The sequence below is a fragment of the Flavobacterium sp. 2 genome, assembly GCF_049949195.1.
Taxonomy (GTDB): Bacteria; Bacteroidota; Bacteroidia; order Flavobacteriales; family Flavobacteriaceae; genus Flavobacterium.
Genome location: NZ_CP188206.1, coordinates 4,774,571 through 4,790,510 on the forward strand (window position 1 = coordinate 4,774,571; position 15,940 = coordinate 4,790,510).

Sequence of the window (15,940 nt, forward strand, 5' to 3'; positions counted from 1 at the left end):
CTACGTAGAAACTCAATAAACAAAACAATTAAACTAAATCTAAAAATTATGAATGAAAAACAAATGCGGTCTGCCGTAAAGTGCCAGAGCATAAGGACAATAGGAATGAAATTATTCCTGTTTATGGCTTTGTTTTTTGCGACGGTGACAGTAAACGCCGAGAATGTTGACATTAATCAAAGAGTAACTTTGAAAGTTGAAAATGAAAGTATAAAAAATATATTTCAAAAAATTGAAAATCAGGTTGATGTACATTTTATGTACGAAAGCAGCCAAGTCAATGCAAATCAAAAATTAAGTTTAAAACTAAATAATGTAACACTAGAACAAGCTTTAGATAAAATCTGTGGCACTGCACTTCGATATGAAATTGTGAGCAATAATATCGTAATTAAGAAAAATCAAAAAGTAGCAGAACAAAACAAACTTATTATTTCTGGAACTGTTTATGGCGGAGACGATAATATGCCTTTACCAGGTGTTGGAATTAAAGATAAAGGTTCTAACGCGACAGCTACAACAGATTTTGACGGAACATTCAAAATGGAAATCAATGCTTCAGAAGCGACGCTTGTTTTTTCTTATGTTGGATATGTAAATCAAGAAGTAAAAGTAACCAGTTCGCAAAACATTACTGTAAAATTAGCAGCCGATGTAAAACAACTTCAAGAAGTAGTTGTAATGGGTTACGGAAGTGTGAAAAAAAATGAAGTTTTAGGAGCTGTAGGTTCGGTTTCGATGAAAGAAACAGCGAGCAGAACGTACAACAATGCTGCCGAATTATTACAAGGAACTGTTGCCGGAGTTACGGTTATTAATGATGGTGGTGATCCAACTTCTTCGCCAACAATCAATATTCGTGGTATCGGATCTTTAAATGCTGAAACGCCTTTAATTGTTTTAGATGGAATTATTTACAGCGGATCTTTAAATACTTTAAATCCAAATGATATTGCTTCGATCAGCGTTTTGAAAGACGCGGCTTCTGCAGCAATTTACGGTGCGAGAGCTTCTGGAGGTGTAATTTTAATTACATCTAAAAAAGGAATTTCGGATAAAATTAATGTAAATGTAAATTATCAAGGTGGTTTTCAAAATGTAGCAAAAAAACTAGAGGTTTTAAACGCTGCAGAATATGCTGATGCTATGAATTTAGCAAGAGATAATGCAGGTTTGCCAAGAATTCCAGCATTTGACCCTGCTTTTGAACCAACAGCAAGAACGACAAAAACAAACTGGATGGACGAAATTTTCCATACAGGAGAAATTCAGGATTTATCTCTTTCTGTAAACGGAAAAACAGAAAAAACGAATTTCTTCCTTTCTGGAAGTTATAGAAAAAATGAAGGTATTTTGCTGAATACTTACGGAGAACGTTATACAGTTAGAGCTAATTCATCTTTTAAACTGGCTGATAATTTTACTATTGGAGAAAATTTATCATACTCTTTAACAGATGGTCAAACGGCTAATACTTCAAGTTCGTACACAGGAGCAATTCAAGCGGCAATTTTGTATCCGCCAAATGCAACGATTTATAGAGAAGATGGTTCTGGACAATTTGGTGGTGTTCCTGAGAAATATATTGGTTCTTACGGAGACGTAATCAATCCGGTGGCATATTTGAAAAGATTAGATAATAAAAATCCAATTTCTACCATTTTGATCAATCCGTATGCAGAGTGGGAAATTGTTCAAGGACTGAAAATTAAATCAAACTGGGGTTATACCAGAATTCAGGATAACGCAACAGATTTTACTGTAAAAGTTACGGAACCTGGAAAAATATTTGATTTCAATAGATTGACATTGAAAAATATGACAATTACCGATTTATTGAGCGAGCAGACTATTTCTTACGAAAAATCATTTGGGAAACATAATTTGAAAGCTTTAGCTGGATATACTTTCCAAGAAACTAAAAGAGATTTTTATACAATTGAAGGAACTGGTTTTGACAACGAAGATCCATCACAGCGTTATTTATTGAATGCCAAATTAATTCAGCAAACAGGAGCAGGAAAATCAGATGAGATTATTTCTTCTTATGTGGGAAGAATTAACTACGATTTCAATCAAAAATATTTATTATCAGGAATCGTACGTCGCGATGGAACTTCAAAATTATTAGAAGAAAATCGTTGGAAAGTATATCCTTCTTTTTCTGCAGGTTGGTTAATTTCTGAAGAAAGTTTTATGAAAGGTTTAGAGCCAATTGTAAGCAGTCTAAAATTACGTGCAAGCTGGGGAGAAATTGGAAATTTAGGAAACCTTGGACCATATCAATTTAGTGTGCCTTTATCACAAACTCAGGCTTTAATTGGAGCTACACAATCGATCAATTACGGATATGCAGAAAGCGAATTATCAAACCCTAACTTAAAATGGGAAAGCTCTGAGCAGACCAATATTGGTTTAGATTTTACAATGTTGAATAACAGTTTAATCGGATCTGTTGATGCTTATGTTAAAAAGAACAAAGATATGTTGGTTCGTGATCAATTGCCAGGTGTTTCTGGAACGCCTCAAGGAAGAATTGTGAATTCTGGAGATGTTGAAAACAAAGGTATTGAGGTTAGTTTAACGTACCAAAAAACACGTGGAGATTTTAAATTTGATGTTACAGGAAACGCAGGATTCTTAAGCAATAGAATTGTTTCGATTAAAGACGATTTAAGTTCTCTAGAACCGCTAGGTTTAAGCCGAGTTCGTAGTTTGCCTTTAGCAAATATTTATCAAGTTGGAAGCCCAGTTGGTGCTTTCTACGGATATGCAACTGACGGATTATTTCAAAGTAATGCTGAAGCAAAAGCGTATGTAAACTCAAATGGTGTTGCGTATCAGCCAAATGCAGTTGCTGGAGATATTAAATTTAAAGATGAAAATGGAGACGGCGTAATCAACAACAGTGATAGAGTAGTATTGGGAAGTCCGTTTCCAAAAACAACTTACAGCTTAAATGCTAATTTCAGATATAAAGGATTTGATATGAATATCTTCTTTACTGGAGCAGCAGGAAATAGTGTTTTCAATGCAGTAAAATATACAGGTTTAAATGCTTCTTTCCCAGGTTATAATTTACTTGCTGAATCTAAAGATGCATGGTCGCCAACAAATACGAATACAAATGTGCCAGTTCTTTCGTCAACAGACAACAACAATAACTTCGGGCGTATTTCTGATTTGTATATTGAAGATGCTTCTTTCTTAAGATTGAAAAACGTTTCGATTGGTTATACAGTAAAAGAAAGCTGGTTGAACGGAAAAGCGAAATTGAGATTCTTTATTTCGGGACAAAACCTTTTTACAATCACAAAATATTCTGGAATGGATCCTGAAGTTGGTCTTAGAAGTTTTGGAATGGATTTAGGAAAATATCCGCTTTCACGTATTTATATGACAGGTGTTAACGCAACTTTTTAAAAAATAAAAAACAATTGAAATGAAAAAAATAAGTCTTTTATTAATGAGTTTGGTGCTTTTAGCTGGCGTTTCGTCTTGCGAAAGTGAACTTGATGTGGTTCCACAAGGAGCTCCGTCAAGCGGAAATTTCTGGAAAACACCAGCAGATGCAAAAGCCGGAGTAAACGCAATTTACGCTCTGTATTCTGATGATAATATGTATGGTCGTGGTTTCTTTTGGTTAAATAATGCCAGCGATGATATCGGAACAAAACCAAGACAAAATGCAGAACGTATTAAGAATTTTATTGTAGACGGAGCTGAATCGGATACAAAAGATATCTGGAGAATTCACTACGAAATCATGAAACGTTGTAATGATGTTATTCGCAATATTCCAAATATGTCTTTAGAAGAAAGCACAAAAAATGGAATGTTGGGTGAAGCTTATTTTAATCATGCTGTAATGCATTTAGAATTGGCTTATCGTTATGGAGATGATCGTGCTGGAATTCCAATTCAGGACAGAGCAAACCCAACAAATGTTTATGTTCCTCGTGCTAAAAATGTTGCCGAAAATTATGCTTATATCGCTGCCGATTTAATTAAAGCTGCCGATTTACTGCCATACTTTAATCAGCTTACACCAGACAATTACGGACGTGCGCACAAAACTGCTGCGTGGGCTTATTTGGTTCGTACATATTTGTATGCAAAAGATTGGGACAATGCTATTAAATACGCTAACATGATTGTGGCAAGTGGAAAACATAAATTGCTTGACAATTTTGAAGATGTGTTTAAAATCAGCAATAACTGGTCGACAGAATATATTTGGTCGGTAACTTCAAGTGCACAAAATACTTCTTTAGGATCTATTTTTCCTGGAGTTTGTTTAGAAGATAAAGGCTGGGGAGTTTACAATGGCTGGGGGAATTTCTATCCAACAAAAGAATTGTTTGATACTTACGCTGCAAACGATAAGAGAAGAAGCGCTACAATTTTACAAAAAGGAGACAAGTTTGTTTATTTTGGAGAAACAGTAACTTTTAATGAAGGAAAATATGTTGTAAGTTCAAGTAACAGAACAGGTTATCAGTTTAAAAAATATATGGAGCCATTCAGTTATACAAAAACTACATCTGGCGGAGTTGATATTCGTTATGTAAATGCAAACGGAGATAAACCTTCAACAGCTTTAAACGTTCCGCTTTTGCGTTATGCAGATGTGATTTTGATGTTAGCGGAAGCAAAATTAATGAAAGGTCAAAATGCAGATACAGAAATCAATATGATCCGTCGTCGCGCAGGTCTTACCGATCTTTCTGGAGCAACATTAACTGATTTAAAAAGAGAAAGAAGATGCGAATTAGCGGGAGAATGGACAGATCGTCATTTCGATTTAGTGCGTTGGGGAGATGCAAAAGATACTTATGCAAAACCATTACACCATTATGATGGAAGCGTAATTTATCCTGCTCGTAATTTTAATCCTGCAATACACCATGTTTGGCCAATACCGCCAGACGAAATTGCAGTGAGCAAAGGTGCCTTGACTCAAAACCAAGGTTGGTAATCAATAATTTCATTGTGTTTTTTTAGTTTTTTACGCTGCAGTCTTTGTCAGGAGGCTGCAGTTGTAAAAAAATAGTAAAACCTTTTTTTGTTTCAAAACATATCAAAAAGTTGCCTACAGCTTTTTGCTATTTAATTTATTTTCGATGAAAAAAATAATCACCCTTTTTTGCCTTCAGTTTTTCCTTTTCGCGCAAGCGCAGGAATACACTTCTTCCAACATTCATTCTCACAACGATTACGAAAGTAAATTGCCTTTTTATGGTGCTTATTCAAATGAAACAGGCGTTATCGAAGCCGATGTTTTTTTAGTAAATAACGAATTGTTTGTTGCGCATACTTCTAAAGAAATCAGTTCTCAGAATACATTAAAAAGTATGTATTTGGAACCGCTTTCTGCTAAATTAAAAAGTCTTGGAGGAAAAGCGTATCCAAGCAATAAACCTTTGATATTAATGATCGATATCAAGTCAGATGCTGATTCGACTTTAAAAACAATCACACAGCAGTTAAAAACGTATCCCGATATTATTTCGAACAAAAATATAAAAGTGGTAATTTCTGGAAATAGACCTTTGCCGTCTCTTTGGGCAGCATATCCAGATTTTATTTATTTTGATGGAAGGTTGAATGAAAATTATACCGCAGATCAATTGGCAAAAGTTGAAATGATCAGTGAAGATTTAAAAGAAATTACAGTTTGGAACGGAAAAGGCGTTCTGACACAGCCAGATGCTGAAAAAATACAAGCGATTATTAAGAAAGTTCACGATCAAAATAAAAAAATAAGATTCTGGGCAACACAAGATAATGTGAATACGTATATGACTTTGATGAACTTGAAAGTCGATTTTATCGGAACAGATAAAGTAACTGAGTTGACTCAATTCATTAATAATATTAAAACGACATTTTACCAGAATACAGAATTTCATCAAGCTTACGTTCCAAAAAATGCCTTCAAAAATAAACGTCCAAAAAACGTAATTCTCTTAATTGGTGACGGAATGGGATTAACGCAAATCTATTCGGGTTATACAGCAAATAAAGGTCAGTTGAGTCTTTTTAATATTCCAACTCAAGGATTTTCTATTACAAAAACTTCGGACAGTTATATTACCGATTCGGCTGCGGGAGCGACTGCAATGGCAACGGGACACAAAACCAAAAATCGTTTTATCAGCGTAGATGATAATGGAAAACCTTTGGAATTGATCACAAAACAATTGGCTGCTAAAAATTATAAAACCGCTATCATTTCTGCGGGAAATATTACAGATGCAACTCCAGCAGCATTTTATGCCCATCAACCAGAAAGAAGTTTAAGCGAACCTATTGCAAATGATTTCCTGGCAAACCCTTCGGATATTTTAATTGGAGGCGGACAAAAAGAATTTATCTCCAGAAAAGATGGTAAAGATTTGTCTAAAGCATTGAAGGAAAATGGGTATACATTTTCAGATAAATTCTCCAGTTTAGATACCATTAAAAATAACCGATTTGTTGTTTTGGAAGATGCAGCAGTGGTTTCTATAAAAAATGGAAGAGGAGATTTCTTGACTAAGTCTTTAGCGAAAGCGACCAACACTTTTTCGAAAACAAAAAATCCGTTTTTCATCATGGCCGAAGGAGCACAGATTGATTACGGCGGACATCAGAATAATGTAGAATATGTGGTTCGTGAAATGCTGGATTTTGATAAGTTGGTTGGACAGGCAATGGAATTTGTAGACAAAAATCCAGAAACACTTTTAATTGTAACTGCCGATCACGAAACCGGCGGATTATCTCTTATTGATGGAAGCATAGAAAAAGGATATGTACATGGAAGTTTCAGTACAAACGATCATACGGCTATTCCTGTTCCTGTTTTTGCTTACGGACCAGGTTCAGATAAATTTATGGGAGTTTACCAAAATACAGCAATTTATGATAAGATAATGGAACTGCTTGCAACAAAATAGTAAACGCTTTTTAAAAAAGATATTTTGAGCGTTTCTTATAAAGATTGAAAATTGCCGTAAAACTAAAAAAACCTGCGAATCCTAGGATTTGCAGGTTTTACTATTTTAATTTTATTTGAAAAGAATTCTAAGCATTAAACTTTATCCAAAAAAAAATCCTAATCATTTGATTAGGATTTTTGTGGGGAGAGCAGGATTCGAACCTTAAGCCCAAAACCCGCGTATTTCCTACATTTCTATTTTTATAAAACCTATGTTGCCACGATGTTGCATTGAACTATATTCATATGTTTACAACGAAAACTTGTTGATTATGAATTCTATAATTCATTCTGTAATATCAAAAGTAACTTTTTTTAAAATAAATTGATGTATTTTTTTATAATTTTTATATGTGTAGTTCAAACTCAAAAGCTATTTATAATTGTGGCAAATATGGAGGCAACCCCATAACACAATTATTTTACTTTTACCACAACCTTTCCTTTTGCATGTCCGCTTTCCAGATAATCAAAAGCATCATTGGTCTGCTTAAAAGGAAAAATTTTATCTACAATTGGTTTAATAATTTCTGAAGCAAGTAAATCAGCAATTTGTTCTAATTGTCTTCCGTCTGCTTTCATAAATAAAAATGAATAATTAATATTTAATTTTTTAGCTTTATTACGGATTTTCAGACTGGTTAACCAAAGGATAAAACGTATTATTGATGATGCACCGATTGATTTTGCAAACTCTGGAGTTGGAGGTCCCGAAATTGAAATAATACTGCCTGCTGGTTTTAAAATTGTCAATGATTTTTCAAGTGTCTTAATATTCTGACTGTTAAGTACCACGTCATAATCTTTAAGAATAGTTTCAAAGTTATCCTTTTTATAATCTATTATAATATCTGCTCCAAGTCTTTTCAGCATGTCAAAATTCTTTTCGCTTGCTGTTGTGGCGACAAATGCTCCAAAATGTTTGGCCAGCTGAATTGCTATTGTGCCAACTCCTCCAGAACCGGCCTGAATGAAAACTTTTTGTCCCTTCTTTATATTTACTCTTTCTGCAAATGCCTGCCATACCGTTAAAGCAACCAATGGAATAGAGGCAGCTTCTTCCATAGAAATTGTATTGGGTTTTAAAGCAGCGTCATTTTCATCGATTGCAATATATTCTGCAAGAGTGCCAATCCTCATATCTGAGACTCGTGCAAATATTTCATCTCCCACTTTAAAACGAGTTACTTTTACTCCTGTTTTTATTACAATTCCGGCCAGATCATGCCCCAGAATAAAAGGTGTTTTGTATGGCAAAATTAATTTAAACTCACCGCTTTTCAATTTAGAATCGAGCTGATTAAGTCCTGCGGCATATACTTCAACTAAAATGTCATTTTCTTTTACAGAGGGTAAAGCTTCTTCAACTAGTTTCAGTTTCTCATTTTTTCCGTATTTATTTACTATAAAAGCTTTCATGAGGTAGGTATTTATTATAATATAAATTTAAGTTTTTTTTGCTTCTAATTACTTTGCAGCAGTTTATGCTTCAATAAATCAATTTGCACAAAACTGCAGAGCTTTGTACAAATTGGATTTAGTTATGAAAATTATGAAGTAGGCAGCTATTAAAGATGTTCTCCCAAGTTTAATTCAACATCACCATAAGTCTGCAGGCCATTATCTAAAAGTCTTTTTATACGCTGTCTGCTTTCCGGTGATTCTAAAGATTGAAAGAAACGAGTCTGTGTTTCCATAATATGGTCATTTTTTGGCAGCACTGCTCTTTCATTCATTATTGATTTAATAGAGGCAATGGCAAACTTGTCAAATGAGGCAATTCTCTCAGCAAAATTCGTAACAAAAGCATCCAGTTCAGCATCTGGAACTGCACGATTAACCCACCCGTAAAGGGCAGCAGTTTTAGCATCATAATCGTTTCCGCTTAAAATGATTTCCAAAGCCCTTGCTTTACCGGTAAGCAGATGTAAGCGCTCGAGTCCGCCTCCGCCTGGAAATGAGCCTATTCCAATCTCAGGCTGACCGAAAAAAGCTTTTTCTTTACTGGCAAAGCGAATATCAAAAGCCTGTACAAACTCGCTTCCCAGACCTCTTGCCCTTCCTCTTATTGATGCAATACTTACGAATGGTGCCTGTTCGAGACGTTTTGCAATATCTGGCCATGAAATAGAAAGTCCTGTTTTTCCTGTGCCTTTTGGAAAATCAGTAATATTTAGAAGTTCAACATGTGCCACAAAAAAATCAGGATTTGCACTTTCAAAAACGACAACTTTTAGATTTTCTTCTGCTTCCATTTCATCTATCAAAATGATTAACTGTTTTGAAAATTCGGCATCAAAAACGTTAACTGGCGGATTTTCAATAGTAACTTTCCAATAGGATTCACTTATTTTCTGTGTTGTAAAAATCATGATTAAGAATTTTAATTATTAGTGTAATATTTATTAACTGAGAAATAAACTGATGTAGCCCGCAATAAGGACAGGCTCCTGATGCTGAAGTCCGTGTCCGGCATCGTTGATGATAATGTGCTGCATTGAAGGTGCATGTCTCAAAAGAGGGAACCAGTTTTCTACAGCAAAACTAATATCATGATCAGCTGATATGACTAAAACCGGATTTTTCAGTGTTTTATATTGGCCGCGATAATCATGAATGTCTTTTTTTATCATTGCGGAACCTTCAAAATACTTTTGAAATTGCTCTGGAGTGGAAGGAATTTTAGTGCGGTCAAGTTTTACCGCTATCCGATCAAAAGAAGCTTTGGAGGCAGCCCTGCTTTTTTCAGATGAAGGCTCAAAAAAAGCAACCGTTTCATCTTCAAGATCATTTACAGGTTTAAGCGCTCTTTCGAAGAAAGTTTTGTCAAAAGGGACTTCATTAATTCCGGGAGGATTTGTACCGATAAGAACCGCTTTAGCAACTTTCTCTCTATTCATGAAAAGAGCAGTCTGCGCGACAAGGCCGCCGTAAGACCATCCTGCAGCATGAAATTTATTAATGCCTAAATTTTCCATTAATTTTACTCCAACAGCAGCTACTTCAGCGATGTCAGAAGATAGTTCTCCTTCCGATTCTCCAATTCCAGGGTAATCAAATAATACAATAGTGTATTTTTCTGCGAGTGCATCCAAAAATAGCGGATCCCATGTATCGAGTATTCCACGGAAACGATTATAAAATAATATAGGATCTCCCTTTCCGAAATGGCGGAACGCCACTTTGAAGGAATTGATGATGCTGAACTGGGTTTGGGAATTTGAAAAATTCGAATTCATCGTAAAAGCTTTTAAATTTGCATACTCAAAAGTATGCAAAGCCGTTACCTTCTTATTTCACAAAACACCAAATTACCTGTACTTTTCCCTGATTTCGCCCGGTGTGTAGGTTTTGTTTTTTTTAAATAGTCTGGAGAAATAAGAAGCATTGTCAAATCCCAGCTGATATGCAATATCGCTGACATTCATATCGGTCTGAAGCAATAATATTTCCGCCTGTTCGGTTACATATTCATGTATGAGGTTAATGGTAGTTTTCCCAGTTTCCAATCTTATCAGGTCGGTTAGATAATTGGGAGATAAATTCAACTCATCTGCAATGGAGGCTACTGTTGGGACACTTTTTACAGGTACTGATAAATCATTATAATACTGCTGTAAAAGTGTTTTTACTTTTGATGAAACAGAAGCAGAAGCAGTATTTGATCCGTTTTCTTTAAACTGTCTTTCGTAGTAGAGCTCTGAATAAGTTAGGATAACATGCAGCAGTGAGAGTATTACATCTTCGTTGGCATTATTTGTATTATTTAGAAGTTCAAGGTGGATTTTGGTAAACAGCCATGTTATAGTTTCTTCTTCCTCGGGAGTCATAAACAGAGCATCGCTGATTTCATAGCTGAAATATTTATAGTGGCTGATCTTCTGTGCAATGGGATGCTTTTTAATCAGGTCAGGATGAAATACAAAGGCATATCCGTCCCAGAAAGTAAGTGATTCCCATGATACGACCTGGCCGGGGCTGCTGAAAAGCAGTAAGCCATTATCTGTTTTATATTTATTTGCGCCATATTTGATATCACCGCTAAAGTTCTTTTTTAGTGAAACCTTAAACATGTTAACCTGAATTTCTTTGCTTGACTGCGGGAAATTCGGAATAGCCTGTTTGCAGACCCTGCTGTCCATCAATGGATGAAAAGGTTCTGAAAGATTTAAGTATTTATTATAGGCAGATAGGTTCTCAAAAACTTTCATTTATTCTTTATATTTAGTGGTACACAAATATATGGACATACTAAGAAAAAAAACTGGAATGCAGGCTTACTTTTATGTAATTTGCGTCTCGTCAGTGATTTCTGAATTGTCATTATTTATTTTCATTGGAAAAAATCAATTATTAGTTCAATGAATGCTTAAAATCAAGCGGACGGAAGCCGGTCTGCTTTTTAAAAAGTCTGCTAAAGTAGGATGCATTTTCAAATCCTAATTGAAAAGCAATTTCAGCAACACCTTTATCTTCTGACCGAAGTAAATTTTTGGCTTCTGTTATCAAATAAACATGTATTAACTCAATAGCGGTTTTACCGGTTTCCTGTTTCAATAAATCGCTTAAATATCTTGGCGATAATAGTAATTGTGAAGCTAATAAAGCGACACTTGGCAAACCATCTTCTTTTAGCTTGCCATTGTTTAAGTGCTGCTTTAAAGCGGCATTAAATTTAGAAACTACCCTGCCTGATAATTGTTTCCTGTCAATAAATTGTCTTTTATAGAAACGCTGTACATATTTTAAGATAGATGCTACATGGCTTAATATGATTTCTCTGGTAAATTCATCAGGATTTGTCATATATTCTATGTTTATCTTATTGTACAGTTCCCAGACAATCAGCTCTTCAGCAGGCGATAGATGGATGGCTTCGTTAGTTTCATAATCAAAAAAAGCGTATTGCTGTATAATAGAATATAACTCGTTACGGTACAAATAATCTTCATGAATAAATAGCATAAAACCTTGCTCTTCAAGTTCTAAATTTTTCATTTCAATAATCTGGCGCGGTTTGGTAAAAAACATAGACCCATTGTCGTGATCGTAAGGAGTTTTACCATACATAATTGTCCCGGATTTAATTTTTTTAAATGCAATCATATAAGAATCAGTGGTGTATTCCCGGTTGCCCAGCGGACAGCTTGATTGACAGCCCACAATACTAAATAGAGGATTTTGAGGAGCGGGCCAGCCGTTATCTTTATGTAATTCGCTTAATGTTTTATAATGTTTCATCGTTAGAACATTGAAGAAATTGCATTTGCTGTGAATGCAGCAAATGCAATGTTATTATTCAGTCTATAATCAAAACTATCAATTGTTTAAAAATTGATGATTACAGACTATTTAATTATTCAAAAAATAATTTGCCTGGCTGACAAACATTTCAGGATACTGATAAAAAGAACCGTGTGCTGCATCTGGATAATAAGTCAGTACTGCATTTGGTAATTCTTTAAACAGGGTGTATGAACTGTCAGAATCCATCATTTCATCATTGCTTCCTTGTATAAGCAAAACCGGATGCGGTATTTTTTTCAGGTTAATTGAAGGTTTTTCGGTACCCCAGTGCGTAATAGCTTTCATTTGTGCCATTACTGCTTGTTCTGTGGCAGCTTTTGTTCTGTCTTCTGTTCTGGAATATAAACGTTGTAATGCTGCCTTTCCTTTGTTTCTGCTCTCTTGTGATGAAGTGAAGAAAATATACAGAAAAATTTCCATTGGTTCTTTCTGCTGTGCTCTGCCAATTAACTGAGGGAAATTATGCAGTGCTTTTGTCCCCTGCGGAGCTGCGCCTACAATAATTATTTTGTTAATTAAATCAGGATGCTGTTCTCCTAAATACTGCGCAATAAAACCCCCTAACGAAAATCCCAGTACATCAATCTTGGCTATTCCTAACGCCTTAATAAAATTTACTGCGTCATTGGTCATAGCAAGAACATTGTCAGGAGTTTCTCCGGAGGAGTTTCCAACACCGGCATTGTCAAAAATGATTATTTCTCTTTCTGCGGCCAGTCCATCTAAAATAGTAGGATCCCAGTTGTCTAATGTCCCTGTGAAGTGCTGAAATCCTACTAACGGAACTGCAGACGGTTTTCCGAATCTGCGGTAAGCAAAATTAACTCCTTTTGTCTCTATGTATTGTGTCGGGGCTGTTAGAGCATTTATTTCTGAAGTTTTCATGATTTTTTAATTTTTAAGAATGAAAAATAATACTCATTATTATTCGAACGAGACATTTAGGATATCAATAGAAACCAATACAAGATCTGTTGAATAACTGTTATCTGCGTCATTCAACACATAAATGTTTCTTTTAGTCCCTGTTACAATGCCATCGAAATTTTTGTGGTTTTCTATGATCTGCACTGCAGATGAACCGCCTAAAACCTCAGGCCAGTAGTCGTGACGTTTTAATAAGCCGTCAGCATCAAAATAAAATATTTGTCTTTTACTGTGCGTGGCAAATCCGTCAGGGTAAATCACTTCCAGTCTTTGGAGGATTGCTCCTTTTTCGTTCCAGTCTTCCAATTGATTGATTTCAGTTCCCGGCACTAAAAAATTGAATGGGGCAGTAGCGTAGTTCCAGGTGGCATAACTCGAAAAATAAACTAATTGAGCTTTGGTCCAAGGCGTTTCTACAGTATGTCCTTTAAAGGACTCTTTCGGATTTTCTAATTCTTCAATTAATGCACCTTTTTCATCAAAAAGAGCCACTTTTCCCGCTTCAAAACTTGATGTATGACCAGACTGAAAAAGATTTTTCCATGAAGCTTTTTGTTCTGTTAATGATCCCGTAAATTCTACATCAGCAAGTGCATTTTCATGTCCCTTTACTGCCCATACAGCACCGCCGATATTGGCATGCAGTTTTAAGGTCTGAAATTTACCGGCATTTTGTATGCCTCCGTGAGCATCAAGTGCTTTGTTTACTAATTGTTGTGTTGATGTGTTCATTTATAGTTTTTAATGGTTGTTTTTTTATACATTTTGACAAAAGTATGGTTTGGGCTGCCGGCAGGATAGTTCAAATCAACGAAAAAGCAGCACATAAACACGATTGCTGTCAGATGTCTTAATGTCCGTGAGCAGCAATGCTTACTTCTTTCCACTCGTCAATTTCCGCAAGACGTTTTGTGTACACTTCTTTAACAGTATGGTAGGCAATTTTTCCAAGCAATAAACGCTGAGGCGGATTGGCACTATTTGCCACTTTTAATATCGCTTCCACCGTGGCTTCCGGTTTTCCCCATGTTTCGGGATTTTCTCCAGATGATGCAAAGGCTTCTCTTACCGGATTATAATCTGCAATTTCAGCTGTTGTTTGTACGGCGGAATTTCCAGCCCATTCTGTCGCAAAACCGTTTGGTTCGATTAAAGTAAATTTGATTCCCAGATGTGCAACTTCCCTGGCAATTGTTTCGCTAAGCCCTTCTACCGCAAATTTAGAGGCATTGTATAAGCCTAATAAAGGCAGGGTAGTAATGCCTAAAAAGCTTGAAACCTGTATAATATGTCCACTTTTTTGAGCTCTCATCACAGGAAGAACAGCTTGCGTTACCCATAATAATCCAAAGAAATTGGTTTCCATTTGTGCTCTCGCTTGTTCTTCGCTTGTTTCTTCTACTGTTCCAAAAAGACCAAAACCTGCATTGTTAATTAAAATGTCGATAGCGCCAAAATGCTCTTTAACTTTTGCTGCGGCTTGAGTTACTTCGTTTTTTTTATTAACGTCTAATGAAATAGGGAGAATGTTACTGCCATATTTTTCAACCAGATCATCCAGTGCCGTAATGTTTCTTGCTGATGCTGCCACTTTATCGCCTGCTTTTAAAAAAGCTTCCGCCCACAGTTTTCCAAACCCTCTTGATGCTCCTGTGATAAAAATTATTCTTGCCATGATATCTAAATTTTAGTATTTCTTATTGTTTTAAATTGATAGTACAAAGATATTTCTGCACCCTCAGAAGTAATAAGACATATCAGCGGAAGAATAGCACAGAAGTACGAATGATGGGAAATTAAATAGTCTTAATCTTTTATGACAGAGAAATGTATACGTAATGCCAAGAAATGCATACATACGTAAGAGACTTTCGATGGAACTTTGCCTTATAAATTTTAACTTATTTTAATTATGAAAAAGACGGTATTTATAACAGGAGCTTCTTCCGGATTTGGAAAAGCCAGTGCTTTATTGTTTAATAGCAAGGGATGGAATGTTATTGCTGCAATGCGCACGCCGCAAAAGGAATCAGAACTTTCTCAATTAGAGAATGTATTAGTGGTGAAATTAGATGTAACTGACAGTTTAAGTATTGACGAGGCAGTCAAAAAAGGAGTGAAGGTTTTCGGGAATATTGATGTCTTAGTCAATTCTGCCGGTTATGGCTTGATGGGCGTTTTTGAAGCTTCTGACGAAATACAAATAAAAAGACAATTTGATGTCAATGTTTTTGGTTTGATGGAAGTCACCAAGACGGTACTTCCATTTATGAGGAAAAATAAAAGCGGTTCAATCATCAATATTTCTTCTTTTGGTGGAGTAAATGCAGGAGCATTTTCCAGTTTATACAGCAGTTCAAAATTTGCAGTTGAGGGATTTTCGGAAGCCTTATCGCATGAATTGGCTTTTTTAAATATTGCTGTAAAAATAATTGAACCGGGAAGTGTTCCTACGAACTTTAGAAATGGCATAGAAATGATTCAAAACACTATCGAGGATTATAACGCAGAACTAGCTTCCTTTATTCCAAAATTTATTAAAAGAACAGAACACTTATCTAAGGCCGCAGCAGAAGATGTCGCACAGACCATATGGACCGCAGCAACGGATGAAACTGTAAAACTGCGTTACGTAGCAGGTGACGATTCCCAGTATTATATTGATCTGAAAACTAAAAATACAGAAGCTGAATATTTAAGATTGATGAGAAATTGAAATTAGCT

The 15,940-nt window shown here is 35.5% G+C and carries 12 protein-coding genes; 4 read left to right on the forward strand and 8 right to left on the reverse strand.

Annotation, left to right across the window (positions count from 1 at the left end):
* The first annotated feature begins 105 nt into the window (after positions 1–105).
* The 3 genes from ACNFIH_RS20735 (at position 106) to ACNFIH_RS20745 (ending at position 6,941) form a co-directional block, all read left to right on the forward strand.
* Positions 106–3,423: a TonB-dependent receptor gene (locus ACNFIH_RS20735; protein ID WP_426484586.1), complete on the forward strand. Its 3,318-nt coding sequence runs from the start codon at positions 106–108 to the stop codon at positions 3,421–3,423.
* Between the two features lie 19 nt (positions 3,424–3,442).
* Complete coding sequence (locus ACNFIH_RS20740; RefSeq protein WP_426484587.1) at positions 3,443–4,978, forward strand: RagB/SusD family nutrient uptake outer membrane protein; 1,536 nt, start codon at positions 3,443–3,445, stop codon at positions 4,976–4,978.
* Positions 4,979–5,123: 145 nt separating this feature from the next.
* On the forward strand, positions 5,124–6,941 hold the full coding sequence (locus ACNFIH_RS20745; RefSeq protein ID WP_426484588.1) for an alkaline phosphatase: 1,818 nt from the start codon (positions 5,124–5,126) through the stop codon (positions 6,939–6,941).
* A gap of 458 nt (positions 6,942–7,399) precedes the next feature.
* On the opposite strand, the gene ACNFIH_RS20750 is transcribed toward ACNFIH_RS20745, so the two are convergent.
* The 8 genes from ACNFIH_RS20750 to ACNFIH_RS20785 all read right to left on the reverse strand — a co-directional run bounded on the left by ACNFIH_RS20750 (position 7,400) and on the right by ACNFIH_RS20785 (position 14,891).
* Positions 7,400–8,401, reverse strand: a complete 1,002-nt coding sequence (locus ACNFIH_RS20750; protein WP_426484589.1) for an NADP-dependent oxidoreductase — start codon at positions 8,399–8,401, stop codon at positions 7,400–7,402.
* A 149-nt stretch (positions 8,402–8,550) separates the two neighbouring features.
* Entirely contained in the window at positions 8,551–9,354 is an 804-nt protein-coding gene (locus ACNFIH_RS20755; RefSeq protein WP_426484590.1) for an enoyl-CoA hydratase/isomerase family protein, read from the reverse strand.
* A 33-nt stretch (positions 9,355–9,387) separates the two neighbouring features.
* Positions 9,388–10,221 (reverse strand): alpha/beta fold hydrolase, encoded by an 834-nt coding sequence (locus ACNFIH_RS20760; protein ID WP_426484591.1) that lies wholly within the window; start codon positions 10,219–10,221, stop codon positions 9,388–9,390.
* Positions 10,222–10,293: 72 nt separating this feature from the next.
* Positions 10,294–11,193 (reverse strand): helix-turn-helix domain-containing protein, encoded by a 900-nt coding sequence (locus ACNFIH_RS20765; protein WP_426484592.1) that lies wholly within the window; start codon positions 11,191–11,193, stop codon positions 10,294–10,296.
* A gap of 142 nt (positions 11,194–11,335) precedes the next feature.
* Positions 11,336–12,223 (reverse strand): helix-turn-helix domain-containing protein, encoded by an 888-nt coding sequence (locus ACNFIH_RS20770; RefSeq protein WP_426484593.1) that lies wholly within the window; start codon positions 12,221–12,223, stop codon positions 11,336–11,338.
* 111 nt (positions 12,224–12,334) lie between these two features.
* Complete coding sequence (locus ACNFIH_RS20775) at positions 12,335–13,174, reverse strand: alpha/beta fold hydrolase (RefSeq protein ID WP_426484594.1); 840 nt, start codon at positions 13,172–13,174, stop codon at positions 12,335–12,337.
* Positions 13,175–13,213: 39 nt separating this feature from the next.
* Positions 13,214–13,948, reverse strand: a complete 735-nt coding sequence (locus ACNFIH_RS20780) for a hypothetical protein (RefSeq protein ID WP_426484595.1) — start codon at positions 13,946–13,948, stop codon at positions 13,214–13,216.
* A 118-nt stretch (positions 13,949–14,066) separates the two neighbouring features.
* Complete coding sequence (locus ACNFIH_RS20785; protein WP_426484596.1) at positions 14,067–14,891, reverse strand: SDR family NAD(P)-dependent oxidoreductase; 825 nt, start codon at positions 14,889–14,891, stop codon at positions 14,067–14,069.
* 237 nt (positions 14,892–15,128) lie between these two features.
* On the opposite strand from ACNFIH_RS20785, the gene ACNFIH_RS20790 reads away from it, so the two are divergent.
* Positions 15,129–15,932, forward strand: coding sequence for an SDR family oxidoreductase (locus ACNFIH_RS20790; protein WP_426484597.1), 804 nt, complete (start codon positions 15,129–15,131; stop codon positions 15,930–15,932).
* Positions 15,933–15,940: the final 8 nt, after the last annotated feature.

Coding starts and splice junctions, on each gene's coding strand:
- ACNFIH_RS20755 (WP_426484590.1), bottom strand. CDS start 9,354: ATGATTTTTACAACACAGAAAATAAGTGAATCCTATTGGAAAGTTACT.
- ACNFIH_RS20735 (WP_426484586.1), top strand. CDS start 106: ATGAAATTATTCCTGTTTATGGCTTTGTTTTTTGCGACGGTGACAGTA.
- ACNFIH_RS20760 (WP_426484591.1), bottom strand. CDS start 10,221: ATGAATTCGAATTTTTCAAATTCCCAAACCCAGTTCAGCATCATCAAT.
- ACNFIH_RS20770 (WP_426484593.1), bottom strand. CDS start 12,223: ATGAAACATTATAAAACATTAAGCGAATTACATAAAGATAACGGCTGG.
- ACNFIH_RS20775 (WP_426484594.1), bottom strand. CDS start 13,174: ATGAAAACTTCAGAAATAAATGCTCTAACAGCCCCGACACAATACATA.
- ACNFIH_RS20790 (WP_426484597.1), top strand. CDS start 15,129: ATGAAAAAGACGGTATTTATAACAGGAGCTTCTTCCGGATTTGGAAAA.
- ACNFIH_RS20780 (WP_426484595.1), bottom strand. CDS start 13,948: ATGAACACATCAACACAACAATTAGTAAACAAAGCACTTGATGCTCAC.
- ACNFIH_RS20750 (WP_426484589.1), bottom strand. CDS start 8,401: ATGAAAGCTTTTATAGTAAATAAATACGGAAAAAATGAGAAACTGAAA.
- ACNFIH_RS20740 (WP_426484587.1), top strand. CDS start 3,443: ATGAAAAAAATAAGTCTTTTATTAATGAGTTTGGTGCTTTTAGCTGGC.
- ACNFIH_RS20785 (WP_426484596.1), bottom strand. CDS start 14,891: ATGGCAAGAATAATTTTTATCACAGGAGCATCAAGAGGGTTTGGAAAA.
- ACNFIH_RS20765 (WP_426484592.1), bottom strand. CDS start 11,193: ATGAAAGTTTTTGAGAACCTATCTGCCTATAATAAATACTTAAATCTT.
- ACNFIH_RS20745 (WP_426484588.1), top strand. CDS start 5,124: ATGAAAAAAATAATCACCCTTTTTTGCCTTCAGTTTTTCCTTTTCGCG.